This window comes from Ignavibacteriales bacterium (genome assembly GCA_016700155.1).
In the GTDB taxonomy this organism is placed as follows: Bacteria; Bacteroidota; Ignavibacteria; order Ignavibacteriales; family Ignavibacteriaceae.
This window is the reverse complement of the sequence record CP065001.1, coordinates 3,379,215-3,402,110: the sequence shown is the minus strand read 5'-3', so window position 1 is coordinate 3,402,110 and position 22,896 is coordinate 3,379,215. Positions and strand designations below refer to the sequence as shown.

Annotated in this window: 15 protein-coding genes; 12 read left to right on the top strand and 3 right to left on the bottom strand. The window is 37.6% G+C overall.

The genetic code is table 11. From position 1 onward, the window contains the following. The first annotated feature begins 6 nt into the window (after positions 1-6). The 12 genes from IPM56_14220 (at position 7) to IPM56_14165 (ending at position 17,711) form a co-directional block, all read left to right on the top strand. The gene (locus tag IPM56_14220; protein ID QQS35390.1) at positions 7-1,035 is read left to right on the top strand and encodes a PorV/PorQ family protein; all 1,029 of its coding nucleotides are present in this window, start codon (positions 7-9) and stop codon (positions 1,033-1,035) included. A 111-nt stretch (positions 1,036-1,146) separates the two neighbouring features. Continuing rightward, complete coding sequence (locus IPM56_14215; protein QQS35389.1) at positions 1,147-2,952, top strand: family 16 glycosylhydrolase; 1,806 nt, start codon at positions 1,147-1,149, stop codon at positions 2,950-2,952. Positions 2,953-2,984: 32 nt separating this feature from the next. After that, positions 2,985-5,234, top strand: a complete 2,250-nt coding sequence (locus tag IPM56_14210; GenBank protein ID QQS35388.1) for a glycoside hydrolase family 3 C-terminal domain-containing protein — start codon at positions 2,985-2,987, stop codon at positions 5,232-5,234. Positions 5,235-5,498: 264 nt separating this feature from the next. After that, positions 5,499-6,572: a hypothetical protein gene (locus IPM56_14205; protein QQS35387.1), complete on the top strand. Its 1,074-nt coding sequence runs from the start codon at positions 5,499-5,501 to the stop codon at positions 6,570-6,572. Position 6,573: 1 nt separating this feature from the next. Then, a complete protein-coding gene (locus IPM56_14200) occupies positions 6,574-7,392 on the top strand; it encodes a polyphosphate polymerase domain-containing protein (GenBank protein ID QQS35386.1) in 819 nt (272 codons plus the stop codon). Next, entirely contained in the window at positions 7,382-8,059 is a 678-nt protein-coding gene (locus tag IPM56_14195; protein ID QQS35385.1) for a DUF4956 domain-containing protein, read from the top strand. Before IPM56_14200 ends, IPM56_14195 begins: the two co-directional genes overlap by 11 nt. A 12-nt stretch (positions 8,060-8,071) precedes the next feature. Continuing rightward, on the top strand, positions 8,072-11,623 hold the full coding sequence (locus IPM56_14190; protein ID QQS35384.1) for a CotH kinase family protein: 3,552 nt from the start codon (positions 8,072-8,074) through the stop codon (positions 11,621-11,623). 30 nt (positions 11,624-11,653) lie between these two features. Continuing rightward, positions 11,654-13,393 (top strand): CotH kinase family protein, encoded by a 1,740-nt coding sequence (locus IPM56_14185; GenBank protein ID QQS35383.1) that lies wholly within the window; start codon positions 11,654-11,656, stop codon positions 13,391-13,393. Positions 13,394-13,438: 45 nt separating this feature from the next. Further along, complete coding sequence (locus IPM56_14180) at positions 13,439-13,783, top strand: diguanylate cyclase (GenBank protein QQS35382.1); 345 nt, start codon at positions 13,439-13,441, stop codon at positions 13,781-13,783. A 23-nt stretch (positions 13,784-13,806) separates the two neighbouring features. Further along, complete coding sequence (locus IPM56_14175) at positions 13,807-15,213, top strand: M28 family peptidase (protein QQS35381.1); 1,407 nt, start codon at positions 13,807-13,809, stop codon at positions 15,211-15,213. A 36-nt stretch (positions 15,214-15,249) separates the two neighbouring features. Then, positions 15,250-15,798: a LemA family protein gene (locus tag IPM56_14170; protein ID QQS35380.1), complete on the top strand. Its 549-nt coding sequence runs from the start codon at positions 15,250-15,252 to the stop codon at positions 15,796-15,798. Next, positions 15,795-17,711: a DUF2207 domain-containing protein gene (locus tag IPM56_14165; GenBank protein ID QQS35379.1), complete on the top strand. Its 1,917-nt coding sequence runs from the start codon at positions 15,795-15,797 to the stop codon at positions 17,709-17,711. The genes IPM56_14170 and IPM56_14165 overlap by 4 nt, the downstream gene beginning before the upstream one ends. A gap of 99 nt (positions 17,712-17,810) precedes the next feature. Here IPM56_14165 and IPM56_14160 read toward each other — a convergent pair whose 3' ends face one another. From IPM56_14160 to IPM56_14150, 3 genes are read right to left on the bottom strand one after another with little or no spacing between them, the layout of a single operon-like run. Further along, entirely contained in the window at positions 17,811-19,190 is a 1,380-nt protein-coding gene (locus tag IPM56_14160) for a glycoside hydrolase family 47 protein (protein QQS35378.1), read from the bottom strand. Positions 19,191-19,200: 10 nt separating this feature from the next. Then, positions 19,201-21,438 (bottom strand): GH92 family glycosyl hydrolase, encoded by a 2,238-nt coding sequence (locus IPM56_14155; protein QQS35377.1) that lies wholly within the window; start codon positions 21,436-21,438, stop codon positions 19,201-19,203. 12 nt (positions 21,439-21,450) lie between these two features. Then, positions 21,451-22,878 (bottom strand): glycoside hydrolase family 125 protein, encoded by a 1,428-nt coding sequence (locus IPM56_14150; protein ID QQS35376.1) that lies wholly within the window; start codon positions 22,876-22,878, stop codon positions 21,451-21,453. Positions 22,879-22,896 lie beyond the last annotated feature (18 nt).

Here is a 22,896-nt window from a genome sequence, read left to right as displayed (position 1 = left end):
AAAACAATGAAAAGAAAATTATTATTTACTATCGTCGCTTTACTCCTCGTGAGCCCGGTTATACTTGCACAGTTTGTAACAAACGTTTCAAAGAAAGGAACAACTGCGGCTCCATTCCTTAATATTGGACAAAGCGCAAGAGCAATTTCAATGGGAAGTGCATTTGTCGGTGTTTCTGATGATGCAAGCGCTATGTACTGGAACCCATCAGGTATAGCCAAACTGCCGGGTATAAATGTTATGTTCGATCACACAAACTGGATTGCGGATATCAAGTATAACTTTATAGCCGCGACTTACAATCTTGGTGATATGGGTACGGTTGGAGTTAGTTTTACTACTTCCGATATAGGTGAGATGAAAGTAACTACTGTCGATGAACCGAATGGAACAGGCGAAACATTTACTGCGACAGATGCGGCTTTCAGTATAGCTTACGCAATTAATCTTACTGATAATTTTTCAATAGGCTTTAACCCGAAGTTCATACATCAAAGTATCTGGAGAATGAGTGCTACAGCGTTTGCACTTGATCTCGGCATTCAGTATAAAACTCCTTTTGACGGGATGATACTCGCAATGTCAATTTCAAATTTCGGAACAAAGATGCAGTTACTTGGTAACTCAAATCTTGTTCTTCATGATCTGAATCTTCAAAGCACTGGAAATAACGGACGCATTCCTGCTTACCTGGAAACAGGTCAGTGGGCGCTTCCATTAAACTTCCGTGTTGGTGTGGCATACAATCCTGTATTTACAGATGAGCATAAAATTACAGTTGCAGTTGATGCCGCGCATCCGAATGATGATTATGAAAGTGTAAATATAGGTGCCGAGTATGTGTTTAAGGACTTCATAGCGTTCAGAGGCGGTTACAAGTCCATGTTCCTTGAAGATTCTGAAGAATCATTTTCACTTGGTTTCGGATTAAAACAATTTTTCCTTGGTAACATTGCTTTAAAGCTTGATTACGCTTACCAGGATTTCGGAAGACTGAGTGATATACAGAAATTCACTGTAGGAATTTCCTTCTAAATACTGTTAATGAATGACGATTGAAATCTGTCTTGCTGTACAAAAATCCTGACCGTACGGCAGACAGGTTTTGGTCGGTTGATTTTTTGAATTTATTAAGAGAGGGTTGGAATGAATAGAAAATTACCGCTCTTGTTAATTCTCATCACCTGTCTCATCTCACAAACAATTAGTAAAGATTATAAAGGTGCTGAGTACAGAACAAAAGCCGCATACACATACGGAAGGTTTGAGGCTAACTATAAATCGATAAATAAAGAAGGTGTGCTCGCAACATTTTTTACTTATCACGAACAGACAAATGTTAATGACTGGAATGAAATAGATTTTGAAATCCTCGGACGGTATGAAAATGATGTGCAACTTAATCCAATCACACGCGGACAGGTAAATCATGTCCGTCATCAGCTTGTAAATTTTAATCCGCACCTTGATTACCACACTTACGCATTTGAATGGACTCCCACTTATGTTGCATGGTTTATAGACGGGGTTGAAGTCCACAGGCAAACAGGACCTCATATTGAAGGATTAAACCTTCCTCAAAAAATCATGATGAATGTCTGGAACCCGATATACTCAAGCTGGGTTGGAACATGGAATCCGGATGTACTTCCCGCTTTTGCGTACTACGACTGGGTAAGTTATTATTCGTACACACCGGGTTCAGGCAACTATGGTACAGGAAATAATTTTACACATTCATGGACTGATAATCTTGATTCATGGGACCAGGTTCGCTGGGATAAAGCCACGCATACTTTTAACGGGAATCAATGTGACTTTCTACCTGCAAACATAGTTTTTCAGGATGGTAAAATGATCCTGTGCCTTACAAATAATACCAACACGGGATTTGTTGATATAACTCCGCCTAAATTTTTATGGGCACGAGCTTCCGGCAATAAAGTAAAAATCCTTTTCACAGAAGAAGTAGATGAAACAACAGCCGAGAATACAGGGAACTACATCATTCCCAATGTTACAGTACAATCTGCAACTCTCCTTGAAAATCTTAAAACTGTAGAACTGGTTACTTCAGGGATAGATCCTTCAACGCAGTATAATTGTATTGTAATGGGTGTTAAAGACAGAGCACCGCAGCCTAATACAATGCAGCCAATGGCAAAAATACTTATACATCCTTCAGCGCTGTCATTTCCGGTTAAAATAAATGTCGGAGGTACTGCTTCACTTGGCTACCTTGCTGACCAGGAATATGGAATTGATAAAGAGTATGGTTATCTGGATGGAACAGGCGCACAGAACTCAGCTCCGATAAGCGGAACCGATGAAGATGTGATTTACAATACCGACAGGTACGGGTTGGTCACTTATAAAATCAGAGTACCCAACGGTGAACATCGTGTAAAATTAATGATGGCTGAGACATACTTTAATGAAGCAGGCAAGAGAGTTTTTGATATTTATATCGAAGGAAACCAGGTTGCGGATAATGTCGACCTTTACCAGTTGGTCGGAAAGAATGCTGCCTATGAACTGGTTGTAAATTCAGTGACCGTAACTGATGAAGAACTCGAAATATTTTTCGGTAATGAAATTGATAACGCTTTGATAAATGGAATTGTGATAGAAAATATATCAACAGGAATTAATGATGAAGAGATATTTCAGCCTAAAGAATTCCGTGTTGAACAAAACTATCCTAACCCGTTTAACGGGACAACCATAATTAAATATTACCTGCCTTACACAGACGAACTGACATTCAATATTTTCGATGTGCTGGGTAATAAGATCTATTCTGAAAATATCGGTTCGATAGATTCCGGTGAAAATCATTTTGTATGGAATGGATTAACGGATACAAATCAGCCGGTCAGTTCCGGCGTTTATTTTTATTATTTCACCGGAAGAGAAATATCTCAGACAAAAAAACTGGTTCTGCTTAACTAAATATTAATTCAAAAAATCATCGCAGGAAAATCATGAAGTTATTCCGTTTGATTACAGCAGTTATTTTTATCTTTACTTTTTCTGTGGGATGGAAAATCGATCCTCAACAAAGTGATAAACAAATGATTGATAAAAAAGTAAATGACCTTTTATCAAAAATGACACTCGAAGAAAAAGTCGGTCAGATGACTCAGGTTACTATTCAGACTGTCTCAAAGACACAGGGCACAAAAACTACCGAGCATGAACTTGATCTTGCAAAACTTGAAGAAGCAATTACAAAATATCACGTAGGTTCAATTCTTAATGTTTATGATAAAGCTCACTCTTACGAATACTGGCACGAAGTAATAACTAAGATTCAGGATGTTGCAACAAAAAACACACATTTAAAAATTCCGGTGATGTATGGTATAGATGCAATTCACGGTGCAACATATACAAAGAACTCAACACTCTTTCCGCAGGCAATAAATATGGCTGCATCATTCAACAGGGAGTTGATGAAAAAGTCAGGTGAGATAACATCACTCGAAGTAAGAGCATCGGGAATTCCATGGAACTTTTATCCTGTTATGGATATCGGAAGACAGCCTTTGTGGCCAAGGTTATGGGAAACTTTTGGCGAAGATGTTTATCTCGCTTCAGAGATTGGCAGAAGTTATATCGAAGGTGCACAAGGAAATAACTATGGCGCACCTGATAAAGTCGCAACTTGTTTAAAACATTTTGTCGGCTATGGATTCCCGATAAACGGAAAAGACAGAACTCCAGCATGGATTTCTGAAAGAATGTTAAGGGAATATTTTCTTCCGACATTTGAAGAAGGAATAAAAGCAGGCGCTCCCACTGTGATGGTTAATTCCGGTGAAGTTGATGGAATTCCTGTTCACTCCGATTATCACCTTTTAACAGAAGTTTTAAGAGGTGAACTTAAGTTCGATGGTTTTGTAGTTTCAGACTGGGAAGATATTGTTCGATTATACACAAGAGATAAAGTTGCTTACTCGCCGAAGGATGCTGTACGTATGTCTGTTATGGCTGGTGTTGATATGAGCATGGTTCCGTATAATTTCAGTTTCTATGAACATCTTCTTGAACTTGTTAAAGAAGGTGCCGTACCGATGAAACGAATTGATGAAGCGGTAAGCAGGATTCTAAAAGTAAAGATGCAGCTTGGATTGTTCGAAAATCCATATCCTGATAAAACGATGAAAGATAAATTACCCGTTGAAGAATTCACAAAGATAAATCTCCGGGCTGCAACTGAATCCATTACGCTTGTAAAAAATGAAAATGATTTTCTCCCGCTTCAGAAGAATAAAAAAGTGCTTGTAACCGGACCTGCAGCAAATATGCTTTCTGTTATGAACGGAGGATGGACAATTACCTGGCAGGGTAATGAAGAATCACTTTATCCGCAGGAAAAGTTTACAGTTGTTGAAGCTGTAAGAGAAGAAATCGGCAATGATAAAGTTGTTTATGTTGAGGGTTCAACATTCACAGAAGAAAAAAATATTAAAGCCGCTGTTGATGCTGCAAAAAATATTGATGCGATTATTTTATGCCTTGGTGAACCTGCATATTGTGAAACTCCCGGTAACATAAATGATCTTACACTTGATAAAGCACAATTAAATCTTGCTGAAGCATTGATCAAAACCGGTAAACCTGTTGTGTTGGTTATGCTTCAGGGAAGACCAAGACTGATCAATTCAATTGTTGACGGAACAAAAGCAGTACTTGTTGGATTCCTTCCCGGAATGGAAGGCGGTTACGCGATTGCAGATTTAATTTTTGGTGATGAAAATCCAAGTGCCAAATTGCCTGTTACTTATCCTCGCTACCCTAACGCTTATACACCTTATGATTACAAACCTCTTGAAGTTTTTGATGCGAATGTTTTTAATCCTCAGTGGAGTTTCGGTTACGGTTTAAGTTATACAACTTTTTCATATTCTGATCTTTCACTTGATAAAAGTTCAAACAAAAAAGGCGAAGACGTAAAAGTAAAAGTTAAAGTAACCAATACAGGAAAACGTTCCGGTAAAGAAGTTGTGCAGCTTTATCTTACCGACATAGTTGGATCAGTATCAAGGCCGGTAAAACAGTTGAAAGGATTTGAAAAAATCTATCTTGAACCGGGTGAAAGCAAGGTAGTTGAATTTACTATCAAACCGGAACAGTTGTCTTTTATCGGGAGAGATAATAAGCGCATTACTGAACTGGGAGAATTTAAAGTGACAGTAGAACAGTTAACTGCGCAATTTGTATTGAAATAGTCGATAATTTAAGCGAATTTTGGGCTGGGAATATATGGAGGGAAGAAAACACAAATTGTTTTCTTCCCTTTTTGTTGCACGAATATTGAGAGTAAAATGATAATAAATTTTACTGTCTTTCAGACGATGAATGTCGAAGGAAACAGATAACACAGACGTCTAATGGTTAAAATATGCTAAGGATATTCGGACAAACTAATTTTTTACTTCACACGAACACAAACAGTTCGGGGAAATCTAATCAAGGAACCGCAGCGTTAGAAAATGTTAACACTTAGATCTAACAAAACTCTGATAATTTCGAGTGTAATTATCATACTAATTTTATTGATTTTTATTCTGCCATTTAAATTTAGTTACAAGATACATCTTCAGGGCAAAGTACTTCCCGTTAAAGAGTGGACGATATACAAAGGTACCGATGCCCGGGTTACAACTGTGCTGACAGATAATCTTACAGGCATTAACGAATCATACTCCGTTACACAGTTTGACAGAGGAGATGCAGTTCAATTTAATTTTACTCCCGGTATTAAAGCTGGTGCGTATTTAAATGCCGGGGATACTGTCGCTTCGGTTTATTCAAATGAAATTGACAGGCAAATAGTCAATCTCAAAGGTCAGGTAGCATCAACACGTGCATCTTTGTCAATAAATCTTTCAGGAGAAAAACAGGCGCTCATTGAACAGGAAACCGAAAGATTAAACTTTGCAATAAGACAGGCTGAAGAGCATAAAAAAATTCTTAGCAGGTTAAAATCTTTATACGAACGAGGATTAGTTTCCCAGGAAGAATACGAGATAGCCCAAGGTACGGCGGAACTAAATGAAATAAATATTAAGATAAGCAGAGCTACTCTTGAGTCAGTTGAAACCGGTTCAAAACCTGAACTGATAAATTATTTCAATGCACAGGTAAGCGCTCTGGAAAAAGAATTATCTGTTCTTGAAAAAAGATTTAAAGGCTTTACACTTCTTTCACCGATAAACGGAACAATAGGCAGGCATACAAATAATGATACGCTGTTGGTATTGAACGATATCTCTTCATTCACAATAATTATCCCGGTTAACATACTTGAAAAAAAATATTTAAACCTGCCGCTTCCGTTTGATGTTTATCTTAACAGCAATAAACTGGAACTGTCAGGTGAGTTGCTCTCGATAGATAATAAAGTAAGATTGCTGAATGGTGCGCAGATTGTTATCGGCACTTCAAAAATTGAAGGTGATCTTAATCAGCTTTTACCGGGATTGATGGTTGATTGTTATGTGAATCTTGGAAGTTTCTCTGCTTATGAGTATGTAAAGATAGTGTGGGAAAGATTGGTGAACTGATATGAAGCCGATGAGATATGAATATAAGTACCTTGTGGCAAGTGATAAACTCGAGGAATTTCGCAACGCAATATCTCCGTTCTTCAGGGTTGATGAATATGCGGAAGGAAGAACTAAACAGGAATATACAGTCAGAAGTATTTATTATGATTCGCCTAATCTTGATGACTACCGTGATAAGATTGAAGGATTAAAGATCAGGAAAAAGTTAAGAGTAAGAGCATACAATGAAGCTAAACCGGATAACCTGGTTTTTCTTGAAGTAAAACGTAAATATGAAAACCACATTTCAAAAAACAGGGCGCCGCTTCTTTATGTAAATCTTGAAGAAGTTTTAACCAGGATTGATTACACAGATTTGCTTTTGAAGAAACGCGGGTATCTTACTACTGAAGATGATGCCGCAAAATTTTTCTTTCACTACAGAAATAAGTTTTCAATTCCTGTAGTGCTGGTTGTTTATGACCGCGAAGCATACTTTTCAAAGTTTGATAGCACTCTTCGAATAACCTTTGACAAAAATCTTAGATCATTACCATTCCCTACTGTTGACGATATATATAATGATGCAAGTCTTAAATCGGCAATGCACGGTTATTTTGTTCTTGAAATAAAATTCTATCACGGCTACCCGACCTGGTTAAGGAAAATTGTCGGAAATTTTGGTTTCCAAAGGAAGGCTGTTTCAAAGTATACTATTTGCTCTGAAAATCATGATGAAATAAAAATGTTTATCGAAAATAAAAAATTACTGCTTTCTGATCCTAACATCAGGATCGGTTCGAATTACAGGAAAGACTTTGTAAAAAATGCTGGATGACTTTCAAAATATTTTAAATGTTTCTATCACTATTGGCGAGGTACTGCAGAATCTTGTTGTTGCCTTTATCTGCGGATTACTCATTTCATTCTTTTACAGGATAACATATCGCGGTCCCGGTTATTCTTTTTCATTTATCAATTCACTGATAATTCTGTCGATGATTACTTCCCTTGTTATTATGGTTATAGGGAATAACCTGGCTCGTGCTTTTGGACTTGTTGGCGCAATGTCAATCATTCGCTTTCGTACTGCAATAAAAGAAACACAGGATATAATTTTTATTTTCTTTTCGCTGGCAATAGGTATGGCTGCGGGTGTGGGACTGCATGCTCTGGCATTTACAGGTACAATTGCAGTCGGAGGCATACTTTACATTTTAAATAAATCCAATGCAGCCAGCCCGGCTAAGAAAGATTTTCTTCTTCAATTCAGTTACTCGGTGAACGGAGGTTCTGATGAGGCTGAATTTCTGCCCGTGTTTGAAAAATTCTGTAAATCAACAAAACTGATTAATACAAAAACGATGGGCTCCGGGGATCTGCTTGAGTTGTCATATCATGTTAAGCTTAAAGATGTTAAACGAACTACCGAATTCATTAAAGAACTGAAAAACGTAAACGGTGTAAATCATGTTAATCTTTTCTTTGATGAAGAATATTTTTAGTACAGGGGAAAAATGAAAAAAATATTTGTACTGCTGTCTGCTTTATTCATTTTAACTTTTGATCTGTTTCCTCAATCCGTTTTTATTAATGAAGTAATGTCATCCAATGCTTCCACAATTGCTGATGAAGACGGTGACTATCCTGACTGGTTTGAAATTTATAATAATCAGAGTACTCCGGTTGATTTAAATGGTTACGGAATTTCGGATGATGCAGGCGTTCCGTTTAAATGGATAATGCCTCAGGTTGTTATTCCTCCATACGAGCACCTGATGATATTCGCCAGCGATAAGGACAGAACTGAACAGGTAAGACACTGGGAAACTGTAGTCAACTGGGGAGATGTATGGAAATACAGGCTCGGCGTAAGTGAACCTCCGGTTGAATGGAAAAATCCCGGTTACAATGATCAGTCGTGGTCTTCCGGTCCAAGTGGTTTCGGTTATTCAGATGGTGACGACTCAACAGTGCTTCCTGCGGTAAACAGTTTCTACTTAAGAAAGATTTTTAATGTTCAGGATATTTCAACAATCGTTGCAGCAGTTTTGCATGTTGATTATGATGATGCATTCGTCGCTTACCTGAACGGAATTGAAATTGCCAGAGCTAATATTGGTGAAACAGGTATTCCTCCAGCATATAGCGCGTCAGCAGACTCTGCGACGGAAGCAGTAATTTATCAGGGCGGAAATCCTCCGGCATTTTCTGTACAGAATGTTCTGTCATTCCTGCAGCAAGGTGAAAATGTGCTTGCTATACAAGTACATAATTATGGAACCTCATCATCCGACTTATCCTGTATTCCATTTTTTACTTTAGGAATGAATACTACTCCGCCAAACCCAAATGGTACTCATCCGTTACTTATTTTACCTGAAAAGCATCTCCACACAAATTTTAAATTGAACGCTGATGGAGATTTTCTGGTTCTTACAAATTCATCTGGAATAACTGCAGATACACTTCAGTTCGGTGTTATACCGACAGATATTTCTTTAGGAAGAAAACCTGACGGCAGTTCAACGTTTGTTATGTTTGCAGATCCAACACCTGGTGACAGCAATACAACAGCCGGATACAACGGAGTTTCTTCATCCCCGGTATTTTCCCAGGCTGCAGGATTTTATGCTTCGCCTGTTTCCGTAACACTTACTCCGGGAGTTCAGGGTGAATCTATTTATTACACACTCGACGGAAGTATGCCGGATGAAAATTCCACTCTATATTTAAATCCGATTCAGATCACTTCAACAAAAGTTTTAAGAGCCACAGAAATAGGCAGCGGTTTACTGCCCGGTAACACGATTACAAACACATACTTTATTAATGTTCCGTCCGATCTAACTGTAGTTTCACTTTCAACTAACCCGGAACATTTTTTTGATGAAGAGTTTGGAATCTACACTTTGGGTGACAGCGCTGAACCTGATTTCCCTTACTTCGGAGCTAATTTCTGGAAGGATTGGGAAAAACCAATTCATGTTGAGTTGTTTGAAACTAACGGAAGCCTTGCGTTCAGCATTGATGCCGGAGTTAAAATCTTTGGCGGATGGAGCAGGGGACATGCTCAAAAATCGTTAGCAATTTTTGCACGAAATGAATACGGTCCGGGCTCTATTGACTATCAGTTTTTTCCTGAACTACCGATAACTGAGTTTGAATCATTTGTTCTTCGCAACTCGGGGAATGACTGGCAATCCACAATGTTCAGAGATGGATTAATAACAGGTCTCGTTGACAATTTAGGTATAGACAAACAGGCATTCCGTCCTGCTATAGTTTTTATCAATGGTCAATACTGGGGCATTCATAATATCCGCGAAAAAGTAAATGAAGATTTTCTTGCATCACATCATGGTGTTGATCCCGACAGCGTTGATATACTAGAGTACGGCGGTGATATTGTCGAAGGTGACAATGAACATTATATCGCATTACTGGAATATCTTGAAAGCAACAGTCCTTCAATACAACAGAACTATGAGTATGTAAAAACTCAGATGGATGTAGAGAACTATATCAAATATATGGCGACACAGATTTACGCCGCGAATAAAGACTGGCCCGGCAGCAACATTAAATTCTGGCGACCTAGAACTGCAAATGGAAAATGGCGATGGATAATGTTCGATACAGATTTTGGTTTCGGGCTGTATGATCAGACAGCGTATAGTTTCAATATGTTGACCTTTGCTACGGCGACAAACGGACCTAGCTGGCCCAATCCTCCATGGTCTACATTTCTTTTTAGAAAATTACTTGAGAATACCGGTTTCAAAAATGATTTTATTAATTGCTTCAGCGATTTATCAAATACGGTATTCAAAGCAACTGTAGTTGTTGATAAAATAAATACAATGAAGTCTGCTATAGAATCTGAAATACCAAGACATCACAGCCGCTGGAATGAGATGGGAGATTGGTCTTCTGAAGTTCAACGTATGATCACATTTGCAAACAACCGGCTTTCATATTCAAGGTTACACTTTACTCAAAATTTCAATGCGGGTTCTGTTAATCTGTTAAGCCTGTCGGGAGTTGATACTTCTATGGGCAAGGTAAGAATTAATTCAATTGAAACTAATTCGCCAGTCTGGACCGGATATTACTTTGCAAATGTACCAGTTAAAGTAATCGCCAAACCGAAACCGGGATTCCGTTTTGTTCGATGGGAAGGAAGTGTGAGTTCAATAAGCGATACACTTAGTATTTCTGTTACTGAATGGGTCTCGCTGACACCGGTATTTGAATTGAATACTGCATCGTTACCTGATATCGTGATTAATGAAATAAACTATAATTCATCTGTTGCTTTCAATACCGAAGACTGGATAGAACTTTATAACAATACAGATTCAACAGTTAATCTTTCCAACTGGATATTTAAAGATGAAGAAGACATACACAACTTTGTTATACCATCGGGGACGGTGTTAAATGCCGGTGAATATTTTGTGTTGGTTTATGACACTGCTTTATTCAAACCGCTTTTCCCGAATGTAACAAACTACATCGGCAATATTGGATTCGGATTAAGCGGAGGCGGAGAAAAATTAAGACTGTTGGATAATAATTTAAACCTTATTGATTCTCTAACTTATGATGATCAGGAACCGTGGCCTGCACAGGCAGACGGTGACGGTCCTACACTCTCTCTAAGAAATCCTTCTCTCGATAATTCATTACCCGGAAGCTGGGATGCATCTGTCGGTCACGGCACGCCCGGTGCTGTTAATGATAATTTCACTTCAGTTGAAGATGAAAATGAAATTATACCTCCGGAGTTTTCACTTGAGCAGAATTACCCGAATCCATTTAACCCAGCGACACGAATCCGCTATGCTGTAGCGGACGCATATTATGCGTCCCCCGTGCCTGTGACCTTACGTGTGTATGATATTCTGGGTAATGAAATCGCGGTGTTAGTTAACGAAGAACAATCACCCGGAGTTTATGAAGTAGTTTTTGACACAGCGGAATTTGGTCTTTCGAGTGGAGTTTATTTTTATCAGTTTAAAGCAGGAAACTTTTCAGCGACTAAAAAACTTCTTCTGCTGAAATAAGTTTTCCTGACTTTTGAATTTGAGGTTAAGATGTTCTCAAAATATTTTCAGTTAGCAGCAATCTTTTTTTGTCTGAATTATTTATCCGTAGCCCAGGATAAAAATAATTTTCCCGACAATTCAACACTTGATTTCACTTCATCCAACCTTCCAATAATTGTTATCAATACCGGAGGGCAAACTATACCTGATGATCATAAAATCACCGCTGACATGGGGATTATTTACAACGGTGAGGGAGTAAGGAATAATATTACTGATCCATTCAACAATTATAACGGAAAGATCGGAATCGAAATCCGCGGTTCAAGTTCACAGATGTTCCCTAAAAAGCAGTACGCAGTTGAAACAAGGGATTCACTTGGAGAAGATTTAAAAGTTTCTGTTCTGGGTTTTCCTGAAGAAAGCGACTGGGTTTTATATGCGCCTTACAACGATAAGTCGTTAGTTCGTGATGTGATTGCCTACAAACTCGTTAATGAAATGGGATGGTATGCAAGCCGGACAAAGTTTTGTGAACTTGTATTAAACGGTGATTACCGTGGGATTTATGTTCTGCTCGAAAAAATTAAACGTGATGCAAATCGGGTTGATATTAAAAAACTTGAACCCGCCGATTCAACGGGTGATGAACTTACAGGCGGTTATATAATTAAAATTGATAAACCCGATGGTGAGGGCAATGAAGGATGGACATCAGTTATACCCCCTCATAATAATGCCTGGCAAAGAATTGAATATCAGTACCATTATCCCAAACCTGATGATATGACTACTGTTCAAAAAAATTATATAAAAGATTTTATCTTCGATTTTGAAGCTGCAATGTACAGCATACATTTTGCTGATTCACTGCTTGGGTATCCTCATTTTCTCGATGTTAATTCTTATATCGATTATTTCATTCTGAATGAAACAGTTAAGAATGTTGACACGTACCGTCTGAGTGCTTTTATGTACAAGGATCGCGACAGCAGGAATCCCAAAATGTTTATGGGCCCGGTTTGGGATTATAATATTTCAATGGGCAACGGTGATTACTATGATGTTGCTGTTACTTCCGGTTATATGTTTCAAACATTTGAAACTGATTATGAATTCCTGAATGAAGAAATATGGGTAATGCCTTTCTGGTGGAAGAAATTAATTTATCATCAGTCGTTCGCTGATAAGGTACATGCAAGATGGAATGAATTAAAAAACACTGTCTTCAACACAAATCATGTTTTTCATTACATTGATTCTCTTGTTACATACCTTAATGAATCACAAATAAGAAACTATCAGCGCTGGCCTATACTTGGTGTATACGTCTGGCCAAATGCGTACGTAGGTCAGACTTATAATGATGAAGTTAATTACCTGAAACAATGGTTAACCAGCCGATTCATCTGGCTGAATCAAAATATGATAGGGAATCCTACAGATGTTGTTGACGTAAATACGATTGTGACAGATTTCAGTTTAGAACAGAATTATCCAAACCCGTTCAACCCGACCACTAAAATAAAATTTATTGTAGGGGACGCATATTATGCGTCCCCTGTGCACGTAACATTACGTGTATATGATATTCTAGGAAATCAAATCACGACTTTAGTTAATGAAGAAAAATCTCCCGGCACTTATGAAGTTGAATTTAATACACAAGACCATTCCTCCGCCCCGGGCGGATTATCCGGTATCAATAATCTGGCATCAGGCATCTATTACTATAGATTGCAAGCCGGCTCATTTACTGAAACAAAGAAAATGATTCTCATTAAATGATATTTCATATATTTCAACCGTAACATTTCGTTTAAAGGAAATTTTATGGATGAAACAACTAACTGGCAGAAAAATTTTCCCGGCGCAATTACTGTAACTGACAAAAACGGCATTATCAAATTTATGAATGAAAAAGCATCCATTGTTTTTAAAGATGACGGAGGTTATTCACTAATTGGTTCAAATATTTTTGACTGTCACCCCGAACCTTCCAAAAGCAAACTAAAAGATTTGTATGAGAAGAAAATCACAAACATTTACACAATAGAAAAGAACGGGATTAAAAAACTCATTTACCAATCACCCGTTTTTGACGGTGGTCAATTTAATGGTTATGTGGAGCTGTCATTAGAAATTCCATTTGATATGCCTCACTTCATCAGGGGATGATAAAGAAATAACAGGGAATAAATATGAAACAAACTTTTTCAATAGCAATTTTAATTTTCTTTGTCGCAGTATTAAATGCCCAGCAAAAACAAACCTGGTACAACATAATAGGTTCTGCTTTTGTTGATAATGATTCTTACAGAGTTCTTGGAAGATTATGCGATGAAACCGGCGGAAGATTAATGGGTACACCTGGTAATCTAAAAGCGATGGATATTTTGGCAGAAGAACTTCAGAAGCATGATATAAATTATAAACGGGAAAAAATAAAAGTGCCCGGCTGGGTTCGTGGTGATGATGAAGTAATACTTAAATCACCGGTTGAAAAAAAACTGAAAGCAATTGCGCTTGGATATGTTAATCCGCTGGCAGCAGCAAAATCAAATGTTGTATATGCTCAATATGGTTTTGATGAGGACTACTCGGGAATTAGTGTTAATGGGAAAATTGTGTTAGTGACACAGGAAAATCCAAAAGGAAAAGAAGCACTGTTAAGGTATGAAGCAATAGATATAGCCGCTAAACATGGGGCTATAGCGATATTATTCATCAACACAAAAACAGGTGCGCAAAATCTTGCTGGTACAGGAAATTTTCAGGGAGACCCGACACCAATACCTGCATTCAGTCTTACTTATGAAGAAGGGAAGTGGCTACAAAGATTACTTGAAAAAAATATTCAGGTCGAAATAGAAGTGACATCAAGATCATATTGTGTTGAGATGGAATCTGCAAATACAGTTGTTACGTTTCCCGGTAAGTCAGATGAAAAAATTGTTGTCGGTGCGCACTTTGATTCGTGGGACTTGGGTCAGGGAGGAATTGATAACGGCATTGGTACGGCAATTCTTTTTGATGTTGCAAGACTCATTCAAAATTTCAGCAAAGAAAATTATTACACAATCGAATTAGTATGGTTCAACGGCGAAGAACTTGGTCTGTGGGGTTCAAAAAAATATGTTGAGATGCACAAAGATGATAAGATCAAAGCAATGATCAATATGGATATGACCGGTTCTCCCACAGGTTTTAACGCGATGGGTATTGATGAACTTATTCCATTTCTCACTGAACTTAATGAAAAATTAATCGGCTTTAATTTAAAATCCGGTGTTGTCAATTCTCCATGGACGAACAGCGACCACATGCCGTTTATGTTCGCAGGTGTTCCCACCATAACACTCCAGGCACATCTTGATGAAGAGATGCACAAATATTATCATGAAGCAGGTGATACTTTTGATAAAGTGAATAAAAAATATTTGTCAGAAGCTGCGGCTGTTATCACTTTACTTACGTCTGAACTGGCAAATAACAGTAAGCTGGAAATAAATAAACGTACAGATGATGAAATGATAACACTCTTTAAAAAGTATAACCTTGATAAAAGATTAAAGAAACAAAAAGAGTGGATTTACGAAAAAGATTAAGGAAGAATAAGAACTATAAAATAAACGGAGGATAAATTGTCATTTGTCATATCCGCAATAGTCATATTAGTTGTTTTCTGGTTCGTAATTGTTTATAACAAATTTGTTAAAGATAAAAATCTTATCCGTGAAGCATGGAGCGGGATAGATGTTCAGCTTAAAAGAAGAAATGACCTGATACCCAATCTTGTTGATGCTGTAAAAAGTTATTCAGGGTATGAAAAATCTTTATTCGAAAAAATAACTGAACTACGAAATAAAGCTGCTTCTCAGGAACAGATAAAAGAAAAAGCGCACACCGAGAATGATCTGACCAAATCGATAGTTAATTTATTAATTATCGCCGAAGCATATCCTGATCTTAAAGCCAGTACTAATTTTTTAGATCTTCAAAAAGAACTTGCTGATACTGAAGACCAGCTTCAATACGCACGAAGATATTATAATGGTGTTGTAAGGGATTACAACATAAGGGTTGAGTCATTCCCCAGCAATATTATCGCAAATGTATTCAGGTATAAGACTGATGACTATTTTGAAATTGAATTAGCTTCTGAAAGAATGTCGCCGCAGGTGAAGATATGAAGAACATAATACCCGTTTTGTGCTTTCTCATTTTTGTTTTCTCTGTAAAAATATTCTCTCAGGATTATGAAAGAATTGAATCATATCACAGTGAAATAAAAATAAATACCGACGGTTCAATGAATGTTGAAGAAACTATAAAGGTGTATTCTCTTGGTCAGCAAATTAAAAGAGGAATATTCAGGGATTTTCCCACAAGATATAAAGATGACTACGGTAACAAAGTTATTGTTGATTTTGAATTGCTTGAAACCCTTCGTGACGGGAAAACGGAACCAAACCATTATGAAAATGTTTCGAACGGAATAAGGATTTATCTAGGAAGTGAAAACATATTTCTTACTCCACGTAAATTTTATACTTACACGATAAGGTATAAAACATCTCGGCAGCTTGGTTTCTTTAAGGATCATGATGAACTTTACTGGAATGTTACAGGCAACGGCTGGGCGTTTGAAATTCAAAAAGCAACTGCAAGAATCACACTGCCGGAAGGTATTTCAAAAGATGATCTGAAAGCGTACGCTTTTACAGGACAGTTCGGTTCAAAAGGAAGGAACTATACTTATAAAATAAACCCGGACGCTTCGGTTGAATTCATTACTAAATATTCTCTTAATGGCTACGAAGGTTTAACAGTTGTGGTTGAGTTCCCGAAAGGTTTTGTAAAAGAAGCTGATACTTCACAGAAGATAAATTATTTCATCAAAGATAATCGTTCAATAATTATTGCGCTCGCAGGGTTGGTGATACTTTTTCTATACTATATATTTTTCTGGTTCCGTTATGGAAGAGATCCTGAAAAGCAGACAATCATTCCGCTGTATGAAGCACCTGGAAACATTACTCCTGCTGCTGCCAGGTATTTATTAAAGATGGGATTTGATAATAAATGTTTCGCTGCGTTGATAATGAATCTCGCTGTAAAAAAACATCTCACAATCCAGGAAGATGATGCTACATACCAGTTGATTGGTACCGGAATACCCGCTGAATCTCTTTCATCAGAAGAAAAAAAAGTTTTAACCTCTTTGTCACTACAGAAAAAAGGAAAATCACTTCTGCTGAAAAATGTAAATCATAGTGAGGTGAAGAAAGGGATTAATGCCCTGAAATCAGCACTAAAGACTGATTATGAAAAAACATATTTCATTACTAACAGAAAATATTTCCTCATTGGGATTCTGATATCTGTAATAGTATATGTCGCCACAATTGCATTCTCTTCTGAAGCAGAAATCGGGTTATTCATCTGGCTTTCCATCTGGAGTTTCGGAGTGATACTACTTGTCTTTACAGTTTTCAAATCATGGGTTGATGTATTTCGCAGAGGAAGAAAAAAAGCCGCATCGATTGCCGGTGCTATATTCATAACTTTATTTTCTCTTCCGTTCATCGGCGGCGAAATATTTGGTCTGGTAATGTTAAGTATGGAAGGCTCACCGTTCACACTTCTATTGCTTGCATTGATCGGAACATTGAATGTAGTTTTTTACCAGCTGTTAAAAGCGCCAACTCTTCTCGGCAGATCATTTATGGATAAGATTGAAGGATTCAAAATGTATCTTGGTGTTGCTGAGAAAGACAGGTTAAATCTCATGCATCCTGTTGATAAAACACCTGAGTTGTTTGAAAAATTTTTGCCATTTGCTTTTGCTCTCGGTGTTGAGCAGGAATGGTCGGAACAATTTGAATCTATTTTATCATCTGTACGTGAAGATGGCAGAAAGTATTCACCTTCGTTTTATTCAGGCACCGCGTGGAGTACATTCGGCGCAAGCGGATTTGCTTCATCATTCAGCGGATCATTTTCAAGTGCGGTTTCATCATCCTCATCAGCCCCTGGTTCAAGCTCAGGAAGCGGTGGTTCCTCGGGCGGCGGCGGGGGTGGTGGAGGCGGCGGCGGATGGTGATTCCGCCAGTAAGAATAGGATAAAGAATGAATGCCAGGTAGCCGCAAGCTTCAGCTTGCGAATCACTCCAGCTAGAAAGTTACAGCTATCGTTAAAAACCTATTCTGAAAATACCTTTATCGGGTGCGCCTCAGTATTAAAAACATATTCCTTCAAATCAATAATTTTATCCGGGTGAAATAGCAGGTAGAAATATTTCAAAGTCTCCGCAAGAAAAAAACTTTCCATTGAATCGTTCTTCTCCTTTGTTATAACACTTTTCAGTGCTGCATAACCGCTTTCAGTTCTACAATGTTTTTTTAGATTCTCCCAGAAATATTTTCCCATGCTCAGATATTTTTCTTTCCCTGTTAATTGATAAAGATAAAACGCTGATTCAGTTATCTCAGGTCTTAAATAATAATTCGGGTGAAGAACTTCCATAGTTTTATAATTCAGCATTTCAGGTTCTATGTCGTGCAGCTTCCACATCGATAAACAGGACTCCTGGAGCCACTCCGCTCTGTTCAAATCTCCGCTTATTGCCAGCACAGCAGGAAAAAAAGCATCAAGTGAACCGAAGCGGGTGGATTTTCTTTCACCTGTTTCCATATCACTTGTTCCATACCACAATCCTGTATCGGTAGTATCAGATAAATATTTATTAACTGCTGCAATGCTTACATCATACATATCTTTAAAATCTTTGTCGCCAAAAAGGAGCCAGCATTTGTAAAGGTATTCGTAGTATGAATCAATCATTCCGCTAATGTGGCTTTCCTTATTTGTCCATTCACCTTTTTCAACATCTATTTGTGTTCCGACTAAACCAATTTTTGAACGGCGGTTGTACATTTCCACCATTCCCTTTTTGGCTTTGTCATAAAATACCTGATTGCCGGTGAACTTACTCAGCGTTCCGAATTCAATCATCAATGTTCCAATCTCTGCAGGATTACTAACCTGCCACCGTGTTTCGCCTGTTGTGAGATTAACACTTCCATAAGGCATTCCTGTCGGTGAATTAAAAACAGGAAGCAGTCTGTTCCCAAGATCTTCAGCGAGTTTTAAAAATCTTTCATCACCATCTAACTGGTAAGCAGAAAGTAATCCGCCGAGAAGACGAATTGTTATTTCAAAGTTTTGCACATAAAAATTTTTATCGAATGAAAGCTTACTGAATATCAGTTCTTTAGTTTCGTTTGCTTCTTCAGTTAATCCCATAAGTACCATTGTATCAAAAGCATCAACGGGAGTCATCAACAAGGATTCTTCATACCAGTTGTGAGAAGTATTTGACAATGGCTTTAATGCATCATTGCCCCATGCATATTGTTTGTAACCATTCCACGCATGTAGAAATTCTGATTTAACATCTTCAGCTAATTTTATTCTTTGCTCGCGGGAAAATTCTTTGTTCTCCGTCTGAGCATAACCACTGATTATAGCAAAGATGCTGAGGATAAGACTAAGGCTGAGGGTTTTTGTAAATAATTTCATTGTTTTTCCTTTAATTGCTCATTGATGGTGGAAAAGATTCAGGAGAAATTCCACGATTATAGTTTGGTGTTGAACTCATTTCAAATATCAGTTCACCGCCATTGGTGATTTCATTGTGATGAATATAATTCCTGTTCAATTCAGTTTTGTTAAGAATGATTTTGCTGATATAAATATTTTTCGGCGAAACATTCTTTGCTGTGATCTTAAAAATATTTCCGTTATCAAAATGTATTTCAGTTTTATCAAAAAGAGGGGAACCAAAAACATAAATTCCTTCTGCGGGATTTACAGGATAAAAACCTAACGCTGAAAAAACATACCACGCAGACATTTGTCCGCAGTCTTCGTTTCCGCTTAGTCCGTTTGTCGCAGAACTGTAAAGAGTTTTCATTATCTCATTTACTTTCTTCTGTGATTTCCATGGTTCACCTGAATAATTATAGAGGTAAGCAATGTGATGGCTTGGCTCGTTCCCATGTGCATACTGTCCGATTAAGCCTGATATGTCTGGAGATGCTTCATCACCTGTAATTCCGTTTGGATCGATAAACAATGAATCAAGTTTTTGATTAAACTTTTCCTTACCACCCATTAATTTTATTAATCCTGAAACGTCATGAGGAACGAACCAGGAATACTGCCAGGAATTTCCTTCTGTAAAATCATGCCCTGTATGTTTGGAGAATGCAGGATCAAAAGGGAATTTCCATGTTCCATCTTCATTCTTCCCTTGCATAAATCCAATCGTTGAGTTGAAAAGGTTTTTATAGTTGGTTGCACGCTTCATAAAATATTCATAATCATCTTTTTTATTCAGATGTTTTGCAACCATAGCAATACAATAATCATCATAAGCATATTCAAGTGTTTTTGAAACTGATTCATTTTCTTTATCAGCAGGAATGTAAGCAAGCTCACGTAGAAAATTAAGATCTGATTTATCCTGCATTGCGCTTGTTTTCATTGCATCGTATGCGAGTTCAATATCAAAACCATTGAAGCCTTTTAGAATAGCGTCAGCAATAACAGGAATTGCATGATAACCAATCATAGTATTGGTTTCGTTGCCCGTTAACTCCCAAACGGGAAGCAAACCAGTTTCTTTATAATGACGAAGGAATGAGATAATCAAATCATTAACTCTTCCGGGTTGGACCAATGTAAACAAAGGATGAAGTGCTCTGAATGTATCCCACAAAGAAAATACCGTATAACGAGAGATTGATCGTGTATTACTAATCTTTCCATCGGCGCCTCTGTATCCGCCATCAACGTCACTGTAAACATAAGGTGAGATAAAAGAATGATATAAAGCCGTATAAAATATTTTCTTCTGAGCTTCGTTGTCAGAAGTAACTTTTATTTTATTTAACTCTTTTCGCCAGAGGTTTTCCGCCTGACTTTTTATTTCATCAAAATTCCAATTGGGATTTTCTTCATCAAGATTTTGTCTTGCTCCTTCTATACTTGTATATGAGATACCAACTTTCAAAAGTATCTGTTCATTTGCTTTCGTGTTATAAGAAAAAAATCCCTTAACATTTTTACCAACCGATGTTTTGTTCTTAACATCACTTAATGAATCAGAATAGACAAAATATTTTTCGAACGGTTTAGAAAATCTTGCGACAAAATAAACACGTTGGTCTTTTGCCCATCCGGTTGAATAACGGTATCCGCTAATTGTTGAATCATTTTCAATTTGAAGATTCGATTCAACATTCCTGTCCCAGTTGAGAGAAAAACTTAAATCTAGAAGTATTGATGATGATTCACTTTCAGGAAATGTGTAACGATGAAAACCTGTTCGTGTAGTAGTTGTGAGTTCAACTTTAACTTTGCTGTCATCAAGAATTACTGAATAATAACCCGGCGACGCAGATTCATTTTTGTGATCGAACTTTTGTCTGAATAATTTTGAACCGGAAATATCCTCAGCAGAATTAATTTTCTTAGTGCCGGGCATAAATTGAATGTCATACAAATCGCCGATTCCTGTTCCGCTTAAATGTGTGTGACTGAATCCCGTAATCATACTATCTGCATAGTTATAACCGGAAGACCAATCCCAGCCCGGAGTGCCGTTATCAGGGCTTAACTGTACCATTCCAAAAGGGACACAAGCTCCGGGAAATGTGTGCCCGTGTTCCGCGGTTCCGATGAACGGGTCGACATATTTTAGAACATCATCAGTCTGTGACAATGTGAGTATAGGTATGAACAAAACAAAAAAAATAATTTTCATTCTGATTTCCTCTTAACCAAGCAGATGCGGTTTTTCTCTATGAATTTTTAATATCAGTTCGCCGAACAATGTATTTGCCCATGCAAACCATTTGCGTGTAAATTTTGAAGAGTCATCTTTGTGAAAGGATTCATGCATAAATCCTGTTCCGGCATGAGTATTTTTCAACATCATTAAACAAGAAGTGATTTCCATTTCATCATTACTCGTTAAGGCTCTCATAATTATTGCGAGATGCCAGATCATATTTACTCCTGCATGCGGTCCGCCAATCCCTTCTCCTGATTTTCCTTTGAAGAAATATGGATTACTTTCACTCAAGATTAATCTCCGCGTGTTCCTGTAAATCAAATCATTTTGTTCCATACAACCGAGATAGGGAAGAGAAAGAAGACTCGGAATATTTGCATCATCCATAAAAAGTTTGTTGCCGAAACCATCAACTTCGTAAGGAATAACCTTTCCGAATTCATTATGATCAGCAACAGCGTAATTGTTTAAAGCTTTTTCAACCTCATCAGCAAGTACAGAACATTGATCAGCAAAATCTTTATCACCAATTACAGATAAAAATATTTCTGATAATTGTCTGAGCGATACAACTGCAAAATGATTTGATGGAACAAGAAACAGAAAAGTAGTTGCATCATCTGATGGCCTGAATACAGAGCAGATAAGTCCGACAGGTTTAATTGGATTACCATAACCGCTTCCGGCAACAGTATCAGTTTGCCAGGCAGTTGTGCGCATAAAAGAATAAGTGCCTCTGTCATTCTTTCTTTGCTGTTCAACAAAGGTTTGATACACCAGCTTCATTGCACTTACCCAGTTCTCATCAAAACAGGAAGTATCGTTAGATGTTTTCCAGTAGTTATAAGCGAGTCTTACAGGATAACAAAGCGAATCAATCTCCCACTTTCTTTCATGAAGTTCAGGTTTCATTTTTGTGTGGTCTTTTTCCCATTCGCTTCCGGTTGGACCATCATTGAAAGCATTTGCATAAGGATCAATCAAAATACACTTGGTCTGCCTGTTGATTACACCCGCGATAAGTTTTCTTAACTTTTCATCTTCATTGATTAAGGGGAGATAAGGCCATACCTGCGCAGTTGAATCACGCAGCCACATTGCATGTATATCACCCGTTATAACAAATGTATCGGGCTTTCCATCTATCTCTTTATAGTTTACTGTTGTGTCGAGGGTATTAGGAAAGCAATTTTCAAACAGCCATGCAAGTTCCTCGTCAGCAATATCTTTTTTTACTTTTTGAATTGTTGACTCAACCGCTTCACTTATAAATTTTCTTTCTGCTAAAGGAGGACGATTTGATTTGAAGTTATCTTTACTGATAAAAGCAAATGAAGGATTAAAACCGGTGAGTGACAGACCGCCAGCAACAACACTGCTTAGTTTGATGAATTCTCTTCTTGATTGCATCCGTAACTTCCTGAAAAA